The following is a 25,983-nucleotide window of genomic DNA, read 5'->3' as shown; positions in this document are numbered from 1 at the left end:
GTGACGTCCACCGCCGCTTCGGTCGGGCCGTAGAGGTTGTGCAGTGCGCTGCCCGGCAATTGCTGTTTGAAGCGCCGCACCACGCTGCCCGGCAAGGCCTCGCCGCTGCACATCACCTGACGCAGGCTGCCGCAGCGTGCAGTGTCGGCGTGGGCGAGGAACACATCGAGCATCGACGGCACAAAGTGCAGCGTGGTGATGTGCTCGCGCTCGATGATTTCGCTGAGATACAGCGGATCCTTGTGCCCCTCGGGCCGGGCCATGACCAATCGGGCGCCGGTCATCAATGGCCAGAAGAATTCCCACACCGAGACGTCGAAGCTGAACGGGGTTTTCTGCAGCACCGTGTCGGCTGCCGTCAGGTGATAAGCGTCCTGCATCCACAGCAGGCGGTTGACCACCCCGCTGTGTTCGTTGATCACGCCCTTCGGTTGCCCGGTCGAGCCGGAGGTGTAGATCACGTAGGCGGTGTGCTGCGGGGTCAGTTCAGCGACCGCAAGATTATCGGTCGGCAGCGACTGCCAGTGCGGCTGATCCAGATCGATCAACGGCAACGCCACTTCACCGAGCAAGGCGCGAGTCGAGTCCTGCACCAGCACCGCCAGCGGTGCGCTGTCTTGCAGCATGTAGGCCAGACGCTCCAGCGGATACGCCGGGTCCAGCGGCACATAACCGCCGCCAGCCTTGAGGATCGCCAGCAGCCCGACCACCATGTCCAGACCACGCTCGACGCAGATCCCGACCCGCGAATCCGGCTGCACACCCAATCCGCGCAAGTGATGCGCCAACTGATTGGCCCGGGCATTGAGCTCGGCATAGGTCAGTGACAGCTCACCGGCCAGCACTGCCGGTGCCTGCGGCGAGCGCTGCACCTGCGCCTCGAACAGCCCATGAATCGTCTGCTGAAGATCGTAATCGACGGCGGTGGCATTGAGGCCGAACAGCAAATGCCGGCGCTCGGCATCCGGCAACACCGGCACACGGTTCAACGCCTGCTGCGGTGCCTGCTCAAGTGCCTCGACCAGCCCCGACAACGCCTGTTGCAGGTAGCCACACACCCGTGCCGCACCGAGGCGTGAAGGGATCATCGCCGTCAGGTAAAAGCCTTGGCCGAGATCGTCGACGTTGAGGCTCAGCGGATAGTTGGTACGCTCTTCGCTGGAGAGGTTTTCGATACCTTGCCAGCTCAGGCGCGTGGCCTGCTGCTGCTCCTCGCTGACGCTGTGGCGGTAATTGAGCATCGCGCTGAACAGCGGCGCCGGCGCCGCCACACCGCTGCAGCGCTGAGCCAGCGCCAATGACGCGTGTTCGTGGCCGAGCAGCGCAGTCAGTTGGGCATGGGTCGCACGCACGGCGGCACGCACCGGGGTGTCGCCCAGGTCCACGCGCAACGGCAAGGTGTTGATGAACATTCCCAGGCCGCGATCGGCACCGCTGCCGCCCTGCATCCGGCCCAGCAACACGGTGCCGAACACCACGCGCTCCTGCCCGGATGTCGCGGCCAATACCTGCGCCCACGCCAGGTGGAACAGGCTCGCAACGCTCACCCCCAACTGTCGGGCCTGGCCGCGCAAACGCAGGGCCAAGGCCTCGGGCACGCTTTGGCGCACTTCTTCGATATCACTGCCGTCGCCATGAACGTCGAGCAGACCAAACGGCAGCGTCGGCTCGTCGATGTCACCGAGCATCGTACGGAAGAACGCCTCATGCTCCTGCTCGCTGACACCCAGGCGCGTCTGCGCCACGTAGTTGCGGTACGGCACCGCCGGCTGCGGCGCTTCACCGTGGCCGAAAAGAATCGCCTGCATTTCCGCCTGCACCACGGCCAGCGCCGTGTGGTCCATGGCGATGTGATGGAACAGCAGCATCGCGACCACCCGCTCGTTGGCCGGATCTTGCGCATAGACCAGACGAATCAACGGCGCCTGACTGAGCTCGATGCGGTAATGCCGCGCATCGAAACGCTGGTACAACTGCGCCAGAACGTCACCGGCCGCCGGGTCGAATGCGACTTCCTGCACCGGCAGTTCGGCCTCGCGCCACACCACCTGCACCGGCGTCGCCAAGCCCTCCCACACCACCCCGCTGCGCAGGATGTCGTGGCGGACCATGACCTGACGCAGCGCGGCGGCGAAGGCCTGCAAGCGTTCGAGGCTGTCAAAGGCCAGACGCGATTGCAGCAGGTACGGATCGCCCTGCGCGGCGCTCAAGTGGTGATAAAGAATGCCTTCCTGCAGCGGCGCCAGCGGATAAATGTCCTGCACGTTGGCCGCGCCGCCCGGCACCGTAGCCACCACCCGTTCGATGCTCTGCTGATCCAGCTGCAACAGCGTCAGCATGTCTGGAGTGATGTGCGTGCACCCCGGCGGAATCAGGTTGGCCGGCACCTCGACTTCGCGACCGCTGCCCACCGCCGCGGCCAGTGCGGCGAGGGTTGGCTGGCTGAACAGCACGCGCACGTCGGTGCTCAGGCCGAGCTGACGCATGCGTTCGATCAGGGTCACCGCCAGCAGCGAATGGCCGCCCAGCTCGAAGAAGTTGTCGTGCCGCCCGACCTGCTCGACCTGCAGCACTTCGGCCCAGACCTGCGCCAGTGCGGTTTCCACCGCGCCTTGCGGCGCCGCGTATTCGCGGCTGAGCCAAGCGTCCTGATCCGGTTCGGGCAAGGCCTTGCGGTCAAGCTTGCCGTTGGCGGTCAGTGGCAGCGCGGGCAAACGCACGTAAGCAGCGGGCACCAGTGCCTGCGGCAAGCGTGCCTGCAGGTGCAGGCGCAGCTGTTCGATGTCGACCGCCGTACGGGCGGTGAACCAGGCGATCAGGCGCGCGTCACGCACCAGCACCACCGCGTCCTGCACCGCCGGATGACTCAGCAGCGCGGCGTCGATTTCCCCGAGTTCCACGCGCACGCCGCGCAGTTTGACCTGATCGTCGTTGCGCCCCAGGTACTCGATGTTGCCATCGGCCTGCCAGCGCGCGAGGTCGCCGGTGCGGTACATGCGCGCCTGCGGTTCGTCGCTGAACGGGTCTTCGAGAAAGCGTTCGGCGCTGAGTTCAGGGCGGTTCAAATAACCCCGGGCCACGCCAGCGCCACCGACATACAACTCGCCCGCCACACCAACAGGCACCGGACGTTGCTGTTCATCGAGCAGGTAGACCCGGGCGTTGCTGATCGGCCGGCCGATGTGCAACAACTGGCCGGCATGTATCTGGCCGGAGGTCGCGACCACCGTGGCCTCGGTCGGGCCATAGTTGTTGATCACCGCAAAGCGTTGTTCGCGGTGGAACTGGCGCAGGCGATCACCGCCGATCAGCAGCGTGCGCAGCGTCGGGTGCTGCATCTCACGGCTGAAGGCGTATTCGGCGATCGGCGTCGGCAGGAAGCTCACCTGCAAAGGTTGCGCGCGCCACCAGTCGAGCAAGTCATCCAGGTGTTCGTTGCCAATCGATTGCGGCGGCAGGTGCAGGGTCGCGCCAACGCACAGCGCCGGCCAGACTTCCCAGGCCATTGCGTCGAAACCGAAGCCAGCGACACTCGCGGTGTGGCTGCCGGCCCGCAGGTCGAACGCCTCGCAGTGCCAGTGCACGAGGTTTTCCAGGGTTGCGTGTTCGACCATCACGCCTTTCGGCTGGCCGGTCGAACCCGAGGTGTAGATCACGTAGGCCAGATGCGCCGGGGTCAGCGTCGGCAGTTGTGGATCAGTCTCCGGCAGGTGCTGCCAGAGGTTCTGGTCCAGATCGATCACCGGCACCCGCCCCAGCAGCTCGCGGGTCGAAGCCTGCGCCAGCACCGCCACCGGGTCGCTGTCCTGCAGCAGGTAGGCGATGCGTTCAGCCGGGTACGCCGGATCGACCGGCACGTAACCGGCGCCGGCCTTGAGGATCGCCAGCAGCGCCACGAGCATTTGCGGGCTGCGTTGCAGGCACACAGCGATGCGGTCGTCCGGTTGCACGCCGAGGCCAAGCAAGTGATGGGCCAGACGATTGGCCTGCTGATTGAGTTGCGCATACGTCAGCTGCTGCGCCCCTTGCACCACCGCCAGCGCCTGCGGTTGTTGCTCGGCCTGCCCTTGCACCAGCGCTTGAATCGTTGCCCCGCGCGGGTACGCCGCCGTCGTCGGGTTGAAGCCGACCAGCAAGCGCTGGTATTCCTCGACTGGAAGAATCGGCAAGCGGTTGAGCGGACATTGCGGCGCCTGTTCCAGCGCGTTCAGCAGATGCTCCAGCGCGGTGTGCATGTAGCCGCAGATGCGCTGCGCGCCGATCTGCGCCAGCGCCAGCACCGCCAGGGCAAACCCTTCGCCCAAGTCATCGACGCTGAGGGTCAGCGGGTAGTTGCTGCGCTCTTCGCCGCCCAATAACTGCACGCCTTCCCAGATGCCCTGACCGTCCTGCGGCTGCGCTTCGGCTGGACTGTGCCGATAGTTGAGCAAGGCGCTGAACAGCGGCGCCCCGGATACCGCGCTGCAGCGTTGGGCCAGCGCCAGTGGCGCATGTTCATGGGCCAGCAGCGCCGTCAGCCGTGCATGGGTGGTCTTGACCGCCGACCGCACGCCTTCGCTGACATCCACGCGCAGCGGCAAGGTATTGATGAACACCCCCAGCGTGCGGTCGGCGCCCTCGCCGCCCTGCAGGCGGCCCATCAGCACCGTGCCGAACACCACGTCGCGACGGTTGGCCAGCACCCCCACCACCTGCGCCCAGGCCAGGTGCATCAAACTCGCCGGGCTGACGCCCAATTGCCGGGCCTGCTCGCGCAGACGCCGGGTCAGCTCGGGATCGACGGCTCGCTGCGCCTCTTCGATGTCGCCGCCATCGCCTTGCACGTCGTGCAGACCGAACGGCAGGGTCGGCTCATCGATATCGCCGAGCATGTCGCGGAAGAACGCTTCGTGCTCCTGCTCATTGGCACCCAGCCGCGCCTGCGCCACGTAATTGCGGTACGGCGACGGCGTGCTCAGGCTGTCGGCCTGATCGAACATGAACGCGCGCATTTCCTGGCCCACCACCTCCATCGCGGTGTGGTCGAGGATCAAATGCTGGAACAGGATGATCGCCACCACGCGCTGCTGCGCCGGGTCTTCGGCGTAGACGATGCGCATCAGCGGCGCCTGACTCAGGTCGAGGCGGTGGTAACGGGCATCGAAGCGGGCGTGCAACTGTTCAAGGACATCGCCCTGCGCCGGATCCAGCGCCACGTTCTGCACCACCAGCGGCGCCTCGCGCCACACCACCTGGTGCGGGCTCGGCAGCCCTTCCCAGACCACGCTGGTGCGCAGGATGTCGTGGCGGGCAATGACCTGCTGCAAGGCGTTGCCGAACGTGCGCAGACGCTCGACGCTGTCGAACGCCAGTCGCGATTGCAGCAGGTACGGATCGCCCTGCTCGGCGCTGAGGTGGTGATACAGAATGCCTTGCTGCAACGGCGCCAGCGGGTAAATGTCCTGCACGTTGGCCGCGCCACCGGGCACGGTGGCGACGATGCGTTCGATGCTGGCATGATCCAGCTCGGTCAGGCTCAGCATGTCAGGGGTGATACGCGTGCAGCCCGCCGGGATGCGGTTGGCCGGCACTTGGATTTCGCGACCGCTGCCCACGGCGGCCGCCAGGGCGGCCAGGGTCGGCTGGTTGAACAACACACGCACGTCGGCGGCGAGATCGATCTGGCGCATGCGCTCGATCAGGCTCACCGCCAACAGCGAATGCCCGCCCAGCTCGAAGAAATTATCCTGACGCCCGACCCGCTCGACGTTCAGCACGTCGATCCAGATCTGCGCCAGCGCGGTTTCCACCGCCCCTTGTGGCGCCTCATATTCGCGGCTGAGCCACGCCCCGTGCTCCGGCTCGGGCAAGGCCTTGCGGTCGATCTTGCCGTTGGCGGTCAGCGGCAGCGCATCCAGACGCACGAAGGCGGCCGGCAACAGCGCTTCGGGCAAGCGCGCTTGCAGGTGATTGCGCAATTGCTCGATATCGACCGCGGTGCGCTCGGTGAACCACGCAATCAGCCGCCCATCGCGCACCAGCACCACGGCTTCCTGCAGCGCAGCGTGGCTGCCGAGCGCGGCTTCGATTTCACCGAGTTCAATACGTACGCCACGCAATTTGACCTGGTCATCGTTGCGTCCCAGGTACTCGATATTGCCGTCGGCCAGCCAACGCGCCTGATCGCCGGTGCGGTACATGCGTGCCTGCGGCGCGTCGCTGAACGGGTCGAAGAGGAACTGTGCAGCGGTCAGCTCGGGGCGATTCAGATAGCCACGCGCCACGCCCGCGCCGCCGACATACAACTCGCCCGCCACGCCCACGGGCACCGGACGCTGCTCAGCGTCCAGCAAGTAGACTTTGGCGTTGGCGATCGGGCGGCCGATATGCAGCGGCTGATCCAGCTCGACCGGCCCCGACGTGGCGACCACGGTGGCCTCGGTCGGGCCGTAGTTGTTGATCACCTCGAAGGTTTGCTGGCGAGTGAACTGGCGCAGACGGTCGCCGCCGATCAACAGCGTGCGCAAGGTCGGGTGCTGCAACTGACGGCTGAAGGCGTATTCGGCCACCGGTGTCGGCAGGAAGCTCACCTGCAACGGCTGCGCGCACCACCAGTCGAGCAGATCGTCCAGGTGCTCGTTACGGATCGACTGCGGCGGCAAGTGCAAGGTCGCGCCGACGCACAACGCTGGCCACACTTCCCAGGCCATGGCGTCGAAACCGAAGCCGGCGACACTTGCGGTGTGGCTGCCCGCGTGCAAATCAAAAGCCTCAACGTGCCAGTGCACAAGGTTTTCCAGAGTGGCGTGTTCAACCATCACGCCTTTCGGCTGGCCGGTGGAGCCGGAGGTGTAGATCACATAAGCTAGATGGTTCGGCGTCAATGTCGGCACTTGGGGATTGGCGTCGGGCTGACGCTGCCAGAGGTCGCTGTCCAGATCGATGACCGACACCCCACCGAGCAGGTCACGGGTCGAGGCCTGGGCCAGGACCGCCACCGGGGCGCAGTCCTGCAGCAGGTAAGCGATGCGCTCCGGCGGATACGCTGGATCGACCGGCACATAACCGGCGCCGGCCTTGAGGATCGCCAGCAACCCGACCAGCATCTCCGCACTGCGCCGGGCACACAGGGCGACGCGATCATCGGGCTGCACGCCAAGGCCGATCAGGTAATGCGCCAGGCGATTGGCCTGCTGATTGAGTTCGCCATAGCTCAACTGCTGCGTACCTTGCACCGCCGCAACGGCCTCGGGGTGCGCAGCGGCTTGGGCTTCGACCAAACGCTGCACGGTCTGCGGGTGCGGATAATCACGACCGGTGATGTTAAAACCGACCAGAACCCGCTGGCGTTCGCTCGGCGACATCACCGAGATCTGCCGCAGCGGCGTGGCCGGATTGTGCTCGAGTGCGGTCAGCAGGTTGTGCAGCGCGGTTTGCAGGTAATCACAAACCCGCGCCCCATCGACCTGCGGCAACGCTTGCACGCTGAGACGGAAGCCTGCGCCGAGGTCGTCGACGCTGACCACCAGCGGATAGTTGCTGCGCTCGCGGGAGCTGAGAATCTCGATCCCGTCCCACGCTACGCCTGCCGATTCCGCTGCGCTGTGGCGGTAGTTGAGCAAGGTGCTGAACAGCGGCAGCGAAGCGGCCACACCGCTGCAGCGCTGAGCCAGGGCCAATGAAGCCTGCTCATGGGCGAGTAGCTGCGCCAGACGTTCATGGGTGGCGCGCACGCCCTGCTGCACCGCGGTCGCGCCAACGCTGACCCGCAGCGGTAAGGTGTTGATGAACATGCCCAGTGCGCGATCGGCGCCCTCGCCGCCCTGCATGCGCCCGAGCAGCACGGTGCCGAACACCACCTCGTCACGCCCCGAAACCTGCGCCAGCACCTGGCCCCAAGCCTGATGCACCAGACTCGCGGCACTGATGCCGAGCCGGCGCGCCTGTTCGCGCAGCCGCTCGGCAACACTGGCGTCCAGATCCTGCACGCTGTCGACGATGGTGCTGCCGTCGCCATTCACGTCCTGCACACCGAACGCCACGGTCGGCTCGTCGATGTCGCCGAGCATGTCGCGGAAGAACGCTTCGTGCGCCTGGGCATCGGCGGCCTGTTGCGCCTGCGCCACGTAGTTGCGGTACTGCACCGGCGCCGGCAGGTCGCGGCCGCTCGGTTGCAGGCAGTCGTTCATTTCCGCCAGCAACACCTCAAGTGCGGTGTGGTCGAGGACGATGTGGTGCAGCAACAGAATGCCGACCCAGCGCTGGTGTTCGCAGTCTTCGGTGTAGGCCAGACGCATCAGCGGCGCACGGCGCAGGTCGAGGCGGTAATGACGAGGATCGAAACGCGCCTGCATCTGCTCCAGCACGTCGCCCTGCAGCAGGTCGGCATCGACGCGTTCCAGCGCCAGCGGGGCTTCGCGCCAGACCACTTGCACCGGATCTTCCAGACCTTCCCAGACCACGCTGGTGCGCAGAATGTCATGGCGTTCAATCACCGCATTCAGCGCGCGGACGAAGGCCTTGATCTGTGGCAGACCGGCGAAGGCGAATTGCGCCTGCAACACGTACGGATCGCCGGCACTGGTCGCCAGATGGTGATAGAGAATCCCCGCCTGCAACGGCGCCAGCGCGTAGATGTCCTGCACATTGGCGACGCCGCCGGGAACCGTCGCCACGACCCGGTCGATGGCGGCTTGATCCAGCGCGGCCAGCGGCAACAGATCCGGGGTGATCCGCGTGCAGTCGGCGGCGATCAGGTTGTCCGGCACCACGAAGGTCTGGGCGCTGCTCAGGGTCGCCGCCAGCGCTGCCACGCTCGGCTGGCCGAACAGCACGCGCACATCGCAGTGCAGATCGTGCTGGCGCATGCGTTCGATCAGCTTCACCGCCAACAGCGAATGGCCGCCCAGTTCAAAGAAGTTGTCATGTCGGCCGACCTGCTCGACCCCGAGCAAGGTCTGCCAGATACCGGCGATCAGCGTTTCCACCTCCCCGACCGGGGCTTCGAAACCGCGTCGGGCGAAAGCATCGCTGTCGGGTTGCGGCAAGGCCTTGCGGTCGAGCTTGCCGTTGGTGGTCAGCGGCAGTGCATCGAGGCGCACAAAGGCGCTCGGCACCATGTATTCGGCCAACGACAGCAGCAACTCGTCGCGCAATTGCGCAGCACTTGGCTCGCCCCCCTGCGCGGCCAGCCAGTACGCCACCAACCGCTGATCGCCGGGACTGTCTTCACGGGCGATGACCACCGCTTCGCGCACGCCGGCGCAGGCGGCGAGGCGGGCTTCGATTTCACCGAGTTCGATGCGGAAACCACGGATCTTCACTTGATCGTCGTTGCGCCCCAGGTATTCGAGGCTGCCGTCTGCGGTTCGGCGTGCGAGGTCGCCGGTCTTGTACAAACGCGCTTCGGCGCGGCCACTGAACGGGTCGGCGATAAAGCGTTCGGCGGTCAGCGCTTCACGGTTGAGGTAGCCCCGGGCAACCCCGGCGCCGCCCACGTACAACTCGCCAATGACCCCGACCGGCACGGGTTCGCGCTGCGCGTCGAGTACGTACAGTTGCAGGTCGGGAATGCTCACGCCAATCGGGCTGCGCCCTACCAGCTGCGCATCCGCCGCTGCCAGTGGGCGATAGGTCACGTGCACCGTGGTTTCGGTGATGCCATACATGTTCACCAGCCGCGTGCCGGCGTTACCGACCCGGGCGTACCAGGGTTTGAGCAGGCCCGGCTCCAGCGCTTCACCGCCGAAAATCACTTCGCGCAGCGAATGCTGCAACGGGCTGCGGCCCTGCGCGGCGATCAACTGGCGGAAGGCACTCGGGGTCTGGTTGAGCACGGTCACGCCGCTGCGGCAGAGCAAGGCGTAGCAGTCGTCCGGCGAGCGGCTGACCGCTTGCGGCACCAGCAGCAACTGGCCGCCAAAAGCCAGCGCGCCCCAGATTTCCCATACCGAGAAGTCGAAAGCGAAGGAATGGAACAGCGCCCACACGTCCTGCGGGTTGAAGTTGAACCCGTCATGGGTCGCCGAGAACAGCCGCACCACGTTGCGGTGTTCGACCATCACGCCTTTGGGTAGCCCGGTGGAACCCGAGGTGTAGATCACGTAGGCGAGATGGTTGGGTCTCAGTTGCGCAATGTCCGGATTGCTGCTCGATTCGTTTTGCAACTGCAGGCTGTCGAGGTCGATGTTCGGCACGTTGAGCGCGCCCACTCGGTCGAGGGTATTGGCCTGGGTCAACACCGCCACCGGAGCACTGTCCTGCAAGGTGTAGGCGATGCGTTCCAGTGGATAGGCCGGGTCGATCGGCACGTAACCGGCGCCGGCCTTGAGCACGCCAAGCAGGCCGATGATCATCTGCAGGCCGCGCTCGACGCAGATCGCCACGCGCTGATCCGGTCGAATCCCCCGCGCCAACAGGTGATGGGCCAGTTGATTGGCGCGGCGGTTGAGTTCACCGTAGCTCAGCGTCTGCTCGTCGAAAATCAGTGCGATTGCATCCGGACGCGCCAGCGCGTGGGCTTCGAACTGCTGATGGATCAACGGCGTTTCAGGGAACTGCGGCATCGGCGAATTGACCCCGTGCAGCAAGTATTCACGCTCGGCGGCGGGCAGGATGTTCAGCCGTTGCAGCGGCGCCTCCGGTGTCGATTGCAGGGCCTGCAGCAGGCTGTGCAACGCGCTGTGCAGGTAACCGGCGACGCGTTCGGCGCCCAGCGCTGCATCCGCCAGTGCGGTGATGCGCAAGTCCTCGCCGAGGTCGTCGATGTTGATCGTCAGCGGGTAGTTGGTGCGCTCGCGGGCGCCCAGCACCTGCACACCGGGCGCCAGTTCGCTGACCTCGGCGATCTCTTCTCGGCTGCTGTGGCGATAGTTGAGGATCGCGCTGAACAACGGCGTCGGCACCGCCACCGCGCTGCAACGCTGCGCCAGTGCCAGTGAGGTCTGTTCATGGCCGAGCAACGCAGTCAGGCGTCGATGGGTTGCCAGCACCCCGGCTCGTACCCCGTCCAGGCCAACATCCACCCGCAGCGGCAGGGTGTTGATGAACATCCCCAGCGCCTGTTCGCCGCCCTCACCCGCCTCCATCCGTCCCAGCAGCACGGTGCCGAACACCACCGCCGTGCGACCCGACAACTGACCGAGCACCCGCGCCAGTGCCACATGCATCAGGCTCGCGACACTGACCCCAAGCTGACGCGCCTGGCCGCGCAGTTGCCGACTGAAGTCGGTGTCGAGCATCAGCAACGTTTCTTCGATGTTCTTGCCGTCGCCCTGCACATCCTGCAAACCGCAGGGCAAGGTCGGCTCATCGATGTCGGCGAGCATCTCGCGGAAGAACTGTTCGTGAACCTGCTCGTCCACACGCAGACGGGCCTTGGCCAGGTGATCGCGGTACGGCACCGCCGGCCCGACCTGCGCGGTCTGGCCGAGCAGATGCGCACGGGTTTCGCGGCGCACCACGTCGAGGGCAACGTGGTCCATGATCAGATGATGGAACAGCAACAGCGCGACCACGCGTCCGTTGGCCGGGTCTGCGGCGTGAACCAGACGCAGCAGCGGCGCCTGCTGGATGTCGAGGCGGAAGAACCGAGGATCGTGGCGCTCCAGCAGTTGAGTCAGTGCATCCGCCCCCGGGTCGAGGGTGATTTCTGTGCAATGCAGCCGAGCCTGCCGCTGCACCACTTGCAGCGGTTCATCCAGGCGCTCCCAGACGAACGACGTACGCAAGATGTCGTGGCGTTCGATCATCCATTGCAGCGCCTCGGCGAACGCGTCCAGCCGTTCGCGACTGTCGAAGGCGAACCGCGCCTGCGACACGTATGGGTCGCCGGCGGGTGCCGACAAGTGCAGGTAGAGCATGCCTTCCTGCAGCGGCGCCAATGGGTAAATGTCCTGCAGGTTGGCAGCGCCGCCCGGCACGTGGGCGACCAGACGATCGATGGTCGGCTGATCGAGCTTCACCAGCGGCAGCATGTCCGGAGTGATGCGAAACGCCGGGCTCAGCCAATCGCCACCGTAGCCCGCGACCAGCTCCAGCAATTGCGCCTTGTGTTCGCTGAGGCTATCCCACAACGCATCGTCCAGCGCGTCGTCGCTGCCCAGAATGACCAGGTCTTCATCTTCCTGTTGAAGGCGGATCGCATGGGTGGAAAGAACAGCCATCAGTTCGCTGAAATGCATGGGATAACCTGCTGTAAATACGAGAAAAAGGAGCGCGCAGCCGCGAGTCCGTGCGAGCTGCGCGCAGCTTCGAAAAACTAAAACATCGAGGCCTGTGGGGCTGACATGGGAAGCGGGGACAAGCCGGCCTCCTTGCGGGTGAGCACCCGAATACCTGTGGTGAGGGAGCTTGCTCCCGCTGGACTGCGCAGCAGGCCCCGATGTGTTGCATCAGGGAACCGGGGGACGCTGTGCGTCCCGGCGGGAGCAAGCTCCCTCGCCACAGGTCTGCGTTCAGAGCCGGCGCTTGCGACTGAGGCTCGGGATGGTGGTTTGCGGGATGACCACTTGCTGCGCTTCTGGCGTGGTGCTGAGCGCCAGCGCCGCCAGCGTCGGCTGGCTGAACAGTGCCCGGGCGTCGGTGTGCAAACCGCTCTGACGCATGCGCGCCACCAGGTTTACGGCCAGCAACGAATGCCCGCCGAGTTCGAAGAAGTTGTCGTGGCGCCCGACCTGCTCGACGCCCAGCACTTCACCCCAGATCCGCGCCAGCGTGGTTTCGATTTCACCTTGCGGCGCCACATAAGGCCGGTTGATCACCGCGTCCGCCCCCGGTTCCGGCAGGGCCTTGCGGTCGATCTTGTCGTTTGGCGTCAGCGGTAGCGCCTCGAGCTGCACAAACGCGCCGGGCACCATGTACTCCGGCAGTCGCTCCAGCACATGCGCGCGCAAGGTCTCCAGACTGGGCGCGTCGACGCCGGAGCGCACGGTGTACCAGGCCACCAGACGCTCATCACGAACCATCACCACCGCTTCGCGGATCGCCGGATGCTCGACCAGCCGCGCCTCGATTTCCCCCGGTTCCAGACGCAAGCCACGCAGCTTGATCTGGAAGTCGTTGCGGCCAAGGAATTCCAGTTCGCCGGCATTGTTGTAGCGCACCAGGTCACCGGTGCGGTACAGCCGATCCCCCGCTACAAACGGGCTGTCGATGAAGCGCTCGGCCTGCATCTCGGGCAAGCCGTAATAACCCCGCGCCACGCCTACGCCGCCGATGTGCAGTTGACCGCTGACACCTTGTGGCACTGGTTGATCGTAAGCATCGAGCACGTACAAACGGGTGTTGCTCAGCGCCTTGCCGATTGGCACCACGTTGTCCGGCACGCTCATGTGCGGTTCCAGCGTCCAGCCGGTGCTGTCGACCGTGGTTTCGGTCGGGCCGTAGACGTTGTGCAAACGCACCCACGGCAGCCGCGCACGCACTTGGCGCGCCAGCGCGGCGCTGAGTTCGCCGCCACCGTTGAGCACGTCAGTCAGGCTGGTGCACTGCTCGACACCGTCCTGCTCGATGAACTGCTGCAGCAGCGCCGGCACGAACTTGACCACCGTCACCTGCTGCTCGCGAATGGTTTGCACCACGTACGCCGAATCACGGTTGCCATCCGGCCGCGCCAGCACCAGACGCATCCCGGAGCACAGCGGCCAGAAGATCTCCCACACCGAACTGTCGAAGCTGAACGGGGCTTTTTGCAGGAGCGCACCGTGCTCGGTGGGTGGGGAAATCTCCGAACCCCAGTGCACCATGTTGCAGGCGCTGCGGTGTTCGATCATCACGCCTTTGGGCAGCCCGGTAGAACCCGAGGTGTAGATCATGTAAGCGAGGTTCGAGGCACTGAGGCCCGGCACCTGCAGATCGCTCGCGGGTTGGTGCTCACAGCTGTTGCGGTCCAGATCGATCAGCGCCACACCCGGTTCGCCAAGCAATTGCCGCGTGGCGCCATGCACCAACAGCGCGACCGGCGCGCTGTCCTGCAGCATGTAGTTCAAGCGCTCCAGCGGATAGTCCGGGTCCAGCGGCACATAAGCACCGCCCGCCTTGAGGATGCCGAGCAAACCGATCACCAGATCCAGCCCGCGCTCGACACAGATCGCCACCCGCGCATCGGGCTGCACACCGAGTTCGCGCAGGTGATGGGCCAGGCGATTGGCGCGCTCGTTGAGTTCGCGATAAGTCAGGCTGCGCTCACCGGCCTGTAGCGCGACGGCGTCCGGTTTGCGCCGCGCCTGCGCTTCGAACAAGTCGTGCAGCGGCTGCTCCAGCGGGCAATCGACCTCGGTGGCGTTGTAGGTGATCAGCAAGCGTTGCAACTCGTCGGCCTGCAGGATCGGCAGGCGGTTCAACGGCTGTTGCGGCGTCTGCTCCAAGGCCTGCACCAGGCTGCTCAACGCTGCTTGCATGTAACCACAGATCCGCTGTGCGCCGATCTGCGCCACGGCCCGGCCGGTAACACGCAAGCCGTTGCCGTAATCATCCACGCTCATGGTCAGCGGGTAATTGGTGCGTTCCTCGTTGGCCAGGGTTTCGATGCCTTGCCAGGACTGCCGGGACGGTTCCAGCAACTCCGATTCATCACTGTGCCGGTAGTTGAGCAACGCGCTGAACAGCGGTGACGGCGACGCCACCCCGCTGCAACGCTGGGCCAGCGCCAATGAAGCGTGTTCGTGCCCGAGCAACGCGGTCAACCGCGCGTGGGTGGCGCGCACGGCGTCCAGCACTCCGGCGTCGACATCGATGCGCAGCGGCAAGGTATTGATGAACACCCCCAACGCCCGGTCGGCGCCCTCGCCGCCTTGCATGCGCCCCATCAGCACGGTGCCGAACACCACGCGTTGCTGGCCGGACGTCGCCGCCAGCACCCGTGCCCACGCCAGATGAATCAGGCTCGCGACGCTGACCCCGGCCTGGCGCGCCTGATGGCGCAAACGCTGATAGACGTCGGTCGGCAGCGTCTGCTGCGCCTCGTCGATGCCGCGCCCGTCGCCCTGCACTTCTTGCAGGCCGAACGGCAGGGTCGGCTCGTCGATGTCCGCCAGTTGTTCGCGGAAAAAAACCTCGTGTTCCTGCTCGCTGACGCCCAGCCGCGCCTGCGCCACGTAGTTGCGATACGGCACTGGCGCCGCCAGTTCCACAACCTGCCCCGACAGGCTGGCCTGCAACTCGCCGCGCATCACTTCGAGGGCGATGTGGTCCATCGCCAGGTGATGGAACAGCAGAATCCCCACCACCCTGCCCTGCGCCGGGTCACGGGCATACACCAGACGCATCAGCGGTGCCTGACTGACGTCGAGGCGATAAGCCCTGGCGTTGAAGCGCGCGTGCAACTGCTCGAGGATCGGGCCGGCGGCCGGATCCAGTTCGACTTCCTGCAGCGGCAGCAGCGCGTCGCGCCACACCACCTGCACCGGCGTGTTCAGGCCTTCCCAGAGCACCGCCGTGCGAAGAATGTCGTGGCGCGCCATGACCGCGCGCAGTGCTGTGGCGAAGGCCTCGACGCGCTCAAGACTGTCGAACGCCAGCTGCGATTGCAGCAGGTACGGGTCGCCCTGCGCGGCGGTGATGTGGTGGTAGAGAATGCCCTCCTGCAACGGTGCCAGCGGATAAATGTCCTGCACGTTGGCCGCGCCGCCCGGGACGCTGGCAAGGATCCGCTCGATCTCTGCCTGCTGCAGTTGCAGCAGCGGCAGCATCGCCGGGGTGATGTGCGTGCAATCGGCGGCGATGCGATTGGCCGGCACCTCGACTTCGCGGCCGCTGCCGACCGAAGCGGCCAGTGCCGCCAGGGTCGGTTGACTGAACAGCACGCGCACGTCGCTGCTCAAATCGAGCTGACGCATGCGTTCGATCAGAATCACCGCCAGCAACGAATGCCCGCCCAGTTCGAAAAAGTGGTCGTGACGCCCGACCCGCTCGACTTGCAGCACCTCTGCCCAGATCTGCGCCAGCGCGACTTCGACCTCACCTTGCGGTGCTTCGTATTCGCGGCGGATCAAATCGTCCGGCCCGGGAACCGGCAATGCCCTGCGGTCCACTTTGCCATTGGCGGTCAGCGGCAGCGCCGGCAGACGCACGTAGGCGCTCGGCAGCATGGCGCTGGTCAGGCGGGTTTTCAGGTACGCGTGCAACTGGTTGATATCCAGCGGCGTGTGCTCGGTGAACCAGGCCAACAACTGCCCGTCGCGCACCAGCACCACGGCTTCGCGCACCGCCGCGTGGCTGGCGAGTGCGCTTTCGATTTCCCCCGGTTCGATGCGCACGCCACGGATTTTCACCTGGTCGTCGTTGCGACCGAGATATTCCAGGTGGCCGTCGGCGCGCCAGCGTGCGAGGTCGCCGGTGCGATACATGCGCGCCCCGGGTTCACTGCTGAACGGGTCGCGCAGGAAGCGTTCGGCGCTCAGGTCGGCGCGGTTCAGATAGCCGCGGGCCACCCCGGCCCCGCCGACGTACAACTCGCCGGGTACACCCGGCGGCAGCGGTTGCTGTTGCTCGTCGAGCAGATACACGGCGGTGTTGCTCACGGGTTTGCCGATGTGCAGCGCCTGCCCGGCGTCGATACGCCCGGAGGTCGCCACCACCGTGGCTTCGGTCGGGCCGTAGTTGTTGATCACCGCGAACGATTGCTGACGCGGGAACTGGCGCAGGCGATCGCCACCGATCAGCAGGGTGCGCAAGGTCGGGTGATCGAGCTGTCGGCTGAAGGCATATTCGGCGATCGGGGTTGGCAAAAAGCTGACATCCAGCGGTTGCGCACGCCACCAGGCGAGCAGCGCATCGATGTCTTCGCTGCCATCGCTGGCGGGCGCCAGGTGCAGGGTCGCGCCCACGCACAGCGCCGGCCAGACTTCCCAGGCCATCGCGTCAAAACCGAACCCGGCGAGGCTCGAGGTATGGCTGCCGGCATGCAGATCGAAGGCGTCGGCGTGCCAATCCACCAGGTTGCACAGGGTCCGGTGCTCGACCATCACCCCTTTCGGCAGGCCGGTGGAGCCGGAGGTGTAAATCACGTAGGCGAGGTTTGCCGGGGTCAGCCCGGGTACCCTGGGCGTGTCGATGTGGCTGACCGGCCAGGTCGGCTGATCCAGTTCGATCACCGGCACCTGCAGCGCCGGCAGATGCCCGCGCAATGCGCTCTGGGTCAGCACCGCCAGCGGCGCGCTGTCCTCCAGCAGGTAGTTCAGGCGCTCGACTGGATGCGCCGGGTCGAGCGGCACATACGCGGCGCCGGCCTTGAGAATCGCCAGCAGCCCGACCAGTGTGTCGAGCCCACGCCGGGCGACGATCGCCACCCGCTCGTCCGGGCGCACACCGAGATCAAGCAGATGATGGGCGAGCGCGTTGGCACGCTGATTGAGCTCGGCATACGTCAGGCATTGCCCTTGCTGCACCGCCGCCTGCGCGTGCGGGTGTTGCGCGGCCTGCGCCTCGATACGTTGCTGGAGCGTGGTCACGCTCGGGTAGTCCACCCGCGTCGCATTCCATTGGTGCAGCCGCGCGATTTCCGCAGGCGTGCTCAGGCTGAACGCCGCCACGGGCAGGTTCATGGCCTCCAGCCCTTGTTCGAGAATCAACAGCCAGCGCTCGGCCAGGGCCTGGATTTCATCGGCGCTGAAATACGCCTCGCGGTAGATCAGGTACAGGCGCGCGTCGTCGTGCGTCAGGTTGCTCAGCAGGTGCACCGCCAGCGGCGTGGCCTCTTCCAGGTTGGAAGCCTTGTTGATCCGTCCCAACGCCTCACCGTAACGGTAATCGTGCGTGCCCTGCTCGTAGGACACCGTCAGCTCGAACAGCTGCGAACGGTCCTCACGCAGCAGGCCGAGGGCGCGGTTCATCTCGCTCAACGGGAAGCGCTGATGCCTGAAATCCTTTTTCAGTTCATCGCGGATAGCCCTGATCAGCTCACCGAATGTCTGTTCACGGCCAAACCCCATGCGAACCGGACTGATCTGCGCGAACAGCCCAAGGGTGGATTTGAATCGCGCACCGGAGCGATTGAGGATCGGCAGGCCCACCACCCATTCGTCACGCTGCGCGGTGCGGCTGAAATACACGTGCAGCGCCGCCAGCAGCACGTGGAACGCCGAGGCGCCACACTCGCGGGCTACCTGTTTCATGCGCTCGTGCAGCAGCGCCGGCAAGGGTTGCGCAAACGCCTGGGTCTGCGTGGCCGTGCCGGCATGATGCCGCGGCAGCAACAGCGGTTCGGGCAACTGCCGGTACTTGTCCAGCCAATATGCGCGGTCCTGCGCATAACGCGGCGACGCGTAATAGCGCATATTGTCTTCGATGAAATCGATGTAAGACGGCGCCGAGGCCGGTGCCGGTTGGCCGTGCGCCAGGGTGTTATAGATTTCGTCCAGCGACTTGAGCATCTCGCCAAAACCCCAGCCATCGACGATCAAGTGATGGGCCAGAATCGACAACCAATGCCGCTGTTCGTCGAGGCGGATCAGCAGAAAACGGAACAACGGCCCGCCATCGAGCACAAAGGGCTGGTCGATGCGCTGCTGAATCAAGGCCCGCGCAACCGCCTCCGGATCAGCGTGTGCCGACACATCGTGAATCGGCATGGGTGCCGGCAATGCGTGAGCAAAACGCTGTAACGGCAAGCCATCGGCACCCGCACCCGGCAGCAGGATCGTGCGCATCGCGTCATGCCGGGCCACCAGGCCTTCGAGCGCCGCCTGCATGCGTTCCGGGTCGAGCGGCCCGGTCAGTTCCAGATACCCACCGATGTTGTACAACGGCGAATCACCGCGACTCAGCTGATCCAGCCAGATGTCCAGTTGCGCAGCGGTCAGGGGGTACATCGGGGGCGATGCGGACGGGGTGTCCACCGCAGAGGCAGAAATAGGCGGCATAAGGTCCTTCTCATGTAATTTTGCGCCTATTCAAGCATCGGCCCCGACGCCGACATGACACGTGAAACCCGGACAACCCGGCCCGCGCCCGGGCCTGTCAGCCCCTGTTGCACTTGATCGGGTCGGAAGTTTGTAAAAGTTCGGACAGGAAACGCTGAAAAACTTGTAGGAAAAATGCCACACGCCAGCGCTGCCATCGACCAGCGCAGCGAGCGCATAAAAACGTAACTTCCCCGGTTTTCAGGCCTTTGCAGTGACCGAACAGTCACGCCAAGCGCGGCATCTGTACCAAACACCGCCAGAAGCCCGGCGCCAACTTTCAGAAATGATGGCACTTTGTGTCCCCGGTTTCCCCTACAGACGTAGGACAAAACCATAGGCTTAAATCCCGCCCCAGATCAGCTTCAAGGAGAAACGACGGCGTGGGCGGCTTTTGCATAAACAGCGGACGACTCGGTGATGACTCGGAACCAGGGATGACAAGGATATGAATCTGACCGGCAGCATTCGCAACATGGAAAACCCGCATTTCTACTGGCAACTGGGGGAACTGATTGCCAGCACCGGCGACGATCATTTCGCCAGCAACCTGTTTCAGTTGGTCGACACACTGGTGCCGGTCAACCGCGTCGATCTCAGCGAATGGACGCTGGACGAGCGTCAGGCCAGCGTGGTCGAGATCAAGGCGCTGGGCAGCGCCGGCCTGCCACAGACCTTTCCCCCACCGGATCCGTTGAAGACCCCGGACGATCATCCGTTGTTGCAGAAGATGATCGAGATGAATGATTCACTGCTGATTCAACTCAAAGCCTCGCTCCAGCCCCGACATCCGCAGCACAGCGTGCACCAGTGCAATTTGGTATCGCGCACCTCCAACCGCCGTTGTGTCATCTCGTTCTATCGACCGCACACGCAACGGGTGTTTTCCCTGCCCGAGCTGTCGTTTCTCAAAAGCCTGTCCGACACCCTGCTGCCATTGATCGAACGCCACGCGCACCTGAGTCGGCAGATCATCACCAGACAGCCGCGCCTGCCGCTGGCCGATCTGGAACAGGCGCCGTTGCAGCAGGTGTTCGATGAGCGTCTGGCGCTGGGCGGCATCGTCCTGTCGGCCCGGGAGAAAGAAGTCTGCCTCGGCCTGCTGACCGGCGGCACCGTGCCGCAATTGGCGGAGAAGCTGCGGGTCAAGAGCAGCTCGGTCGAGACCTACCTCAAGCGCGCGACCGCCAAGCTCGGGGTCAGCGGACGGCATGGTCTGGCGCGGTGGATGGCCGGGGCCTGAGCCCAGCCTCATCGATCAGGATTTTCAATTGGGCTGAGGGATTCAGTGCCCTGGCCCGACCGTGCCAACAGCGGCACGCCTTTTTTTGCACGAGAGCGTTCGATGTTGCGCATGTCCCTGTTGTCCTTGGCCATCCTGCTGGCCGGTTGTTCGTTGATTCCCGAGTACCAGCGCCCTGCTTCACCGAGCGCGGCGCAGTATCCGCAAGGTGCCGTTTACCCGTCTCAGACACAGCCTGCACCACGCACTGAAGACTGGCGCACGCTGTTCAACGACCCGGCGCTGCAACAGTTGATCGAAAGCGCACTGGTGAACAATCGCGACCTGCGGGTGGCGGCGCTGAACGTCGAGGCGTTTCAGGCGCAGTACCGGATCCAGCGCGCCGACCTGCTGCCGGCGGTGTCGGCCAACGCCAGCGAATCGCGCCAGCGCATGCCACCCAGCGTGACCCGCAGCAAAGCGCTGATCAATACGACCTACGCGGTGAATCTCGGCGTCAGTGCCTATGAACTGGATTTCTTCGGCCGGGTGCGCAGCCTCAGCGAGCAGGCGCTGCAAACCTGGCTGGCGACCGAACAGGCACGGCGCAGCGCCGAGTTGAGTCTGGTGGCCAACGTCGCCAATGCCTACCTGACCTGGCGCGCCGATCAGGAGCTGCTCGAACTGACCCGGCAGACCCTGGCCGCCGATGAACAGAGCCTGCGCCTGACCACGCGCAACCGCGACGCCGGCAAGTCTTCAGCGCTGGAGCAGGCGCAAGCGAGGACCAGCGTCGACAGTTCCCGGGCTAATCTGGCGCGCTATCAGCGTCAGGTGGCGCAGGACCTCAACAGCCTGACGCTGCTGGTCGGCGCGCAGGTGCCCGCGACGTTGCCGGCGCAGCCGCTGTCCAGCGATCTGGTGCAGCAACTGCCGGCCGGGTTGCCGTCGGACCTGCTGCAACGACGCCCGGACATTCTGCAGGCCGAATACAAACTCAAGGCGGCCAACGCCAATATCGGTGCGGCGCGGGCAGCGTTTTTCCCCAGCGTGAGCCTGACCGCCAACGCCGGCACCTCCAGCCGCGATTTGTCCGGACTGTTCGGCGCCGGCTCCGGTGCCTGGACCTTCCAGCCGCAGATCAACCTGCCGATCTTCAATGCCGGCAGCCTGCGCGCGAGTCTGGATTACTCGAAGTTGCAGAAGGACGTGGCCGTCGCCGAATACGAGAAATCGATTCAAACCGCGTTTCAGGAAGTCGCCGACGGACTGGCGGCGCGCAGCACCTATCAGCAGCAATTGCAGGCGCAGCGTGATCTGGTGCAGGCCACACAGGATTACTACAACCTGGCGCAGCGCCGTTATCAGAACGGCGTCGACAGCAGCCTGGTGTTTCTCGATGCACAACGTTCACTGTTCAGTTCGCAGCAGGGTTTGATCACCGATCGACTGGCGCAGCTGGTCGCCGAGGTCAACCTGTACACCGCGCTGGGCGGTGGCTGGCGGGCTGATGAGGCGATCATTCAGTAAACACCCGTCACTTTTTCTTACACCTTTTGTCGCCCGATCCGACGCTGTCCGGCGATCGGAAACCGATGCGCCGGCTCAGTTTGCTATCATGCGCCGCTTTTACGGTTAACCCCCCGCCGGTCCTGCCGACTGACGGGCTGCAAAAGGCGGTATTAGATGACGGCTTTGTTGACTCGCCGCAAGGTGCTTGCGGGAATGGGCGTACTGGGCCTGGGCCTGCTCGCCGGCTGCGACACTCGTGGCCAACTGTCGTACAAGTACGGCAAGGATCTGAGTGACAAGATCCTCGGACGCACCTTCAAGCTGAAGAACACCGACGGCGAAACCATGACGCTGTCGAGCTTTCGCGGCATGATGCCGATGATTTTCTTCGGCTTCACTCAATGCCCGGCCGTGTGCCCGACCACCCTCGCCCGCGCGGCGCAGATCAAGAAGCTGATGGGCAAGGACGGCGACCGTCTGCAGGTGATTTTCATCACCCTGGACCCGGAACGCGACACGCCGCAGATCCTCGACGCCTACGTCAAAGCCTTCGACCCAAGCTTCGTCGCGCTGTACGGCACGCTGGAAGAAACCCAGGCCACCGCCAAGGAATTCGACGTGTTCTACGAGAAGGTGCCGGCGGGCGACACCTACACCATCTCCCACACGTCCACCAGTTACGTCTACGACTCGCGCGGCCAGCTGCGCGTGGGTCTGTCTGTATCGCTTTCGGCACAAGAGTGCACGGAAGATTTGCTCACCGTTATGGAGGTCTGCTGATGCACCCCGTTCTGAACAACATCAAACGCGCCGTTTTCGGTCTGTCGCTGCTGGGCCTGGCTTTTCAAGTCTCGGCCCAGACCAAGGTCGACGACGCCTGGGTGCGTGCGACCGTGCCGACCCAAATGGCCAGCGGCGCGTTCATGACTGTCACCGCCGACAGCGACAGCAAACTGCTGAGCGTTGCCTCGCCAGTGGCCAAAGATGTGCAGATCCACGAAATGTCGATGAAGAACGACGTGATGAGCATGGGCCCGGTGAAATCGGTCGACCTGCCGGCCGGCAAAGCGGTCAAGTTCGATCCAAACGGCTACCACGTGATGCTGATGGGCCTGACCGGCCAGCTCAAGGAAGGCGAAAACGTGCCGCTGACCCTGACTGTGGAAAACGCCAAGGGCGAGAAAGAAACGGTTGAAGTGAAAGCCCAAGTGCGTGCGCTGACCACTATGCAAGGCCACGATCACAGCAAGATGCATTGATCTGACTTTGCAGTAACAAAAAACGGGGCGGCCTGAATTATCAGACCGCCCCGTTTTTTTATCGCATCGCTCACGAGCGCTTTCGTGCCAATGCGTTGCGCACGGTTTCCCTGGACATCCCGGTGCGGGAAACAACCGCGGGTTTCTGCGCTTTAGGCTCAGCCAGCTGCTGCTTGCGTTTAAGCACTTGGCTCCAGCGATAGCCGAGATAGCCGACCGCTGCGAAGAACCCAAGCAAACCTGCAACTAAACTGACCACCGTCCACAGGCCAAGGGTGATCAGCACACTTTTCCACGTGAAAAACTTCAGGCTGTCATCGACTGGCACCGCTTCAACCGGCGACTGTTGGGCCAGTGGAATCTGCTGCATCGCGTCCAGATCAAATCGCAGGGAGACATCCGCTCCGGGCACCTGGATGCCTACTTGATTGCCTTGCGCGGTGTGCACCCGAACTTCGCCATTGACCACCGACACCGAGCTGAAACTGATCTGGGTTTCGTGGTGAATCTCGCCGTTGACCAAGGTCACGACCGTTCGTTGTTCGCCTTTAGGGGTGTCGCGCATGTCGATTCCTTGAGCATTCCACGTCGGACGACGTGCAAAGGGAAAGTCCGTTGGGCTCGAATGCTACTGAGTGGCCATTAGGCTGTCCAGAAACGCGGCCAGTGTGGTCCCTCGACGGCGCACCTTAAACAGTCTGAAACAATAAATCCGCCCTGAAAACCTCGCCTGCTATTCGCCGCTATCGGGCTGACATGAACGCCAGTCACGGCTTCAAGCCTTGTACCGCGCCTGCGCGAAGCGGAGCAGCCACGCGTTTAAAAGGGCGATCAGACAGCCCACCCTTGGTATCATCGCGCACACTTTTATGACGGTTTGATGGCTGGAAGGTCTTTTTTGTGAGCGTTCTTTTTCGTTGGCTGCGGCAGCCGCATGCCCGCCTGTTTTCCCTGATTCTGCTGGTGCTGATCGTGCCGGTGTGCCTGCGCGCGGCATTGGGCTGGTCGTCGCCGCTAGGTTATTTGTCGGACCTGGCGATCGGCAGCCTGTTGGTGGTGTTGCTGCATCGCCGTGCGTGGTGGCTGGCGTTGCCGTTGCTGCTGTTCTGGGGGCTGCTGGCGGTGGCGACGGCGGAATTGGTCAGCGCCGTCGGCCGACTGCCGAACCCTGCCGACCTGCATTACCTGATTGACCCGCAGTTCGTGGAAAACTCCACTGGTGGCGGCCTCGCCCATCCTGCGCTGGGGATCGCCTTGCTATCGGCGCTGAGCCTGTGGCTGCTGACCCGTTTCGCCAATCGCGGCCAAACCGCGCCTGCCCTGCCCCGTGCGGTGTGGGCCGCGCCGGCGCTGCTGTTCGTCGCGCACTGGGGCGTGCAAAACCAGTGGCCGAGCGAGGAAGATCCGTGGCGCCTGTACAACCTGCCGCATCAGTTGCTCGCCTCGCAAGTCGCCGATCTGCAGTTGCAGACCGAGGAATGGCTGGACGGTGACGTCGAAGAACCCGCACCGCAGATGGCCGGGCTGACCGATCTGGACCTCAACGGGCACAAACTGCTGGCCGCACCGGGTCAGGCGCGCAACGTGCTGATCATCGCGCTGGAAGGCATTCCCGGCGCCTACATCCGCGCCAACCGCGAGGCCATCGGCAGCCATTATCAGGAAGACCTGATGCCCAACCTCAGCCGCTGGGCCGAGCGCGGCATGAACACCCCGGATTACGTGCTGCACACTCATCAAACCATTCGCGGCCTGTACGCCATGCTCTGTGGCGATTACGACAAACTCAACAACGGCACGCCCAAGGGCGTGGAAATGCTCACTCAGCACGAACGCAATCAGGCGTGCCTGCCGGCGCAACTGCGCCAGCACGGCTTCAGCACCCACTACCTGCAAGGCGCGGGTCTGCGCTTCATGGCCAAAGACAAGATCATGCCGCACATCGGTTTCGATGCGACCCATGGTCTGGAATGGTTCAGCAACGCCAACTACCTGGAGTTCCCGTGGGGCAAGGATGACAAGGCGTTCTTCGAAGGTGCGCTGGATTACGTCGGCCAGCTGAAGCAGCAGAAGCAACCGTGGATGCTCACCCTGCTGACCGTCGGCACGCACCAGCCCTACTCCGCGCCGGAAGAATACCTGGAGCGCTACGACACACCGAAGCAGGCCGCCGTCGGTTATCTCGACGATGCACTGGAGCAGTTCCTCAGTGGTCTCGAACGCCAGGGCGTGCTGAAAGACACACTGGTGGTGATCACCTCCGACGAATCCCACGGCATCGATGGCGTGCGCCTGGCGTCGTCCTGGGGCTTCAACCTGACCCTGGCGCCGGAGCACGAGCAACTGCCGCAACTGAATGCCGGGGTGTACGGTCATGTCGATCTGAGCGCGTCGATCCTCGACTATTTCGACTTGCCGGTGCCGTCGGCGTTGAGCGGCCGTTCGCTGTTTCGCGACTACGACACCGGACGCGAAATCATGTCCTACACCAACGGCAAACTGCGCTACCACAACGGCCAGGGGATTTTCTCCGAGTGCGACATGCCGCGCCGTTGCCGCTACTACCAAAGCGCCGGTTTCATCGCCGACAGCGCCACTTTCAAGGGCAACGAAAGCAGCCAGCAAGCGCGACAGATTGCGGCGCGCGCCATGGCACTGGACCTTTCGCTACTGCGCACGCCACTCAATCAGCGTTACCAGTTCGGCAGCAACAACGTCATCCCGCTGCAGGCGCAGATCAAGGATGACTGGGCCGACAACCTGATCGGCGCGCAATACCTGGAAATGCCCAAGGGCTCGCACACCCGCGTGCGCCTGACCGTACGTTCGGTGGATCCGCAGCAGGCGGCGTACATTCAGCTCAAGGCCAAGGAGTTCGAACAGGACGTGCAACTGGGCCTGCCGACGGAGATGGTCGCCACGGCGGATCAACCGCTGGAGATGGATTTCAGCTTCGACAACCCGCAACAGCGCAAGGCTTTCTCGTTTCACTTGCTGGGTTATGGGTTGGGCGCGGTCGAGGTCACGGATTTCAGTGTGATCACTGAGTTGCCGGGGCAGGAAGATCCGCTGGATGCGCTGCCGGATGATGACACTGCGCAATCGAGTTGAA

The 25,983-nt window shown here is 64.4% G+C and carries 8 protein-coding genes; 5 read left to right on the top strand and 3 right to left on the bottom strand.

What is annotated here, in order from left to right; translation table 11 throughout:
* On the bottom strand, positions 1–12,161 hold a 12,161-nt coding region (locus tag HBN98_RS16020), incomplete at its 3' end, for a non-ribosomal peptide synthetase (RefSeq protein WP_169844058.1).
* 273 nt (positions 12,162–12,434) lie between these two features.
* On the bottom strand, positions 12,435–18,839 hold the full coding sequence (locus HBN98_RS16015) for a non-ribosomal peptide synthetase (protein WP_083369343.1): 6,405 nt from the start codon (positions 18,837–18,839) through the stop codon (positions 12,435–12,437).
* 487 nt (positions 18,840–19,326) lie between these two features.
* Between HBN98_RS16015 and HBN98_RS16010 the strand changes: the two genes are divergently transcribed.
* From HBN98_RS16010 to HBN98_RS15995, 4 genes are all read left to right on the top strand, one after another.
* Entirely contained in the window at positions 19,327–20,121 is a 795-nt protein-coding gene (locus tag HBN98_RS16010; RefSeq protein WP_064587236.1) for a helix-turn-helix transcriptional regulator, read from the top strand.
* A 102-nt stretch (positions 20,122–20,223) separates the two neighbouring features.
* A complete protein-coding gene (locus HBN98_RS16005) occupies positions 20,224–21,630 on the top strand; it encodes an efflux transporter outer membrane subunit (RefSeq protein ID WP_083369344.1) in 1,407 nt (468 codons plus the stop codon).
* A 156-nt stretch (positions 21,631–21,786) separates the two neighbouring features.
* Positions 21,787–22,392 carry an SCO family protein gene (locus HBN98_RS16000; protein ID WP_064587232.1) on the top strand — a complete coding sequence of 202 codons (606 nt, stop codon included), beginning with the start codon at positions 21,787–21,789 and terminating at the stop codon, positions 22,390–22,392.
* Positions 22,392–22,871, top strand: a complete 480-nt coding sequence (locus HBN98_RS15995; RefSeq protein ID WP_083369345.1) for a copper chaperone PCu(A)C — start codon at positions 22,392–22,394, stop codon at positions 22,869–22,871. Before HBN98_RS16000 ends, HBN98_RS15995 begins: the two co-directional genes overlap by 1 nt.
* 70 nt (positions 22,872–22,941) lie before the next feature.
* Here HBN98_RS15995 and HBN98_RS15990 read toward each other — a convergent pair whose 3' ends face one another.
* Positions 22,942–23,436, bottom strand: a complete 495-nt coding sequence (locus HBN98_RS15990) for a hypothetical protein (protein ID WP_064587228.1) — start codon at positions 23,434–23,436, stop codon at positions 22,942–22,944.
* A 335-nt stretch (positions 23,437–23,771) separates the two neighbouring features.
* On the opposite strand from HBN98_RS15990, the gene HBN98_RS15985 reads away from it, so the two are divergent.
* Positions 23,772–25,982, top strand: coding sequence for an LTA synthase family protein (locus HBN98_RS15985; RefSeq protein ID WP_083369346.1), 2,211 nt, complete (start codon positions 23,772–23,774; stop codon positions 25,980–25,982).
* Position 25,983: the final 1 nt, after the last annotated feature.

It is taken from the genome of Pseudomonas koreensis (assembly GCF_012986595.1).
GTDB classification, from domain to species: Bacteria; Pseudomonadota; Gammaproteobacteria; order Pseudomonadales; family Pseudomonadaceae; genus Aquipseudomonas; species Aquipseudomonas koreensis.
Note: the sequence above shows the minus strand (reverse complement) of the source record. Positions and strands in the feature narration are given on the sequence as shown.

What these genes read in the sequence shown, in the direction of transcription:
- HBN98_RS15990 (WP_064587228.1), bottom strand. Translation starts at nt 23,436, where the DNA reads ATGCGCGACACCCCTAAAGGCGAACAACGAACGGTCGTGACCTTGGTC.
- HBN98_RS15995 (WP_083369345.1), top strand. Translation starts at nt 22,392, where the DNA reads ATGCACCCCGTTCTGAACAACATCAAACGCGCCGTTTTCGGTCTGTCG.
- HBN98_RS16000 (WP_064587232.1), top strand. Translation starts at nt 21,787, where the DNA reads ATGACGGCTTTGTTGACTCGCCGCAAGGTGCTTGCGGGAATGGGCGTA.
- HBN98_RS16010 (WP_064587236.1), top strand. Translation starts at nt 19,327, where the DNA reads ATGAATCTGACCGGCAGCATTCGCAACATGGAAAACCCGCATTTCTAC.
- HBN98_RS16015 (WP_083369343.1), bottom strand. Translation starts at nt 18,839, where the DNA reads ATGCCGCCTATTTCTGCCTCTGCGGTGGACACCCCGTCCGCATCGCCC.
- HBN98_RS16005 (WP_083369344.1), top strand. Translation starts at nt 20,224, where the DNA reads ATGTTGCGCATGTCCCTGTTGTCCTTGGCCATCCTGCTGGCCGGTTGT.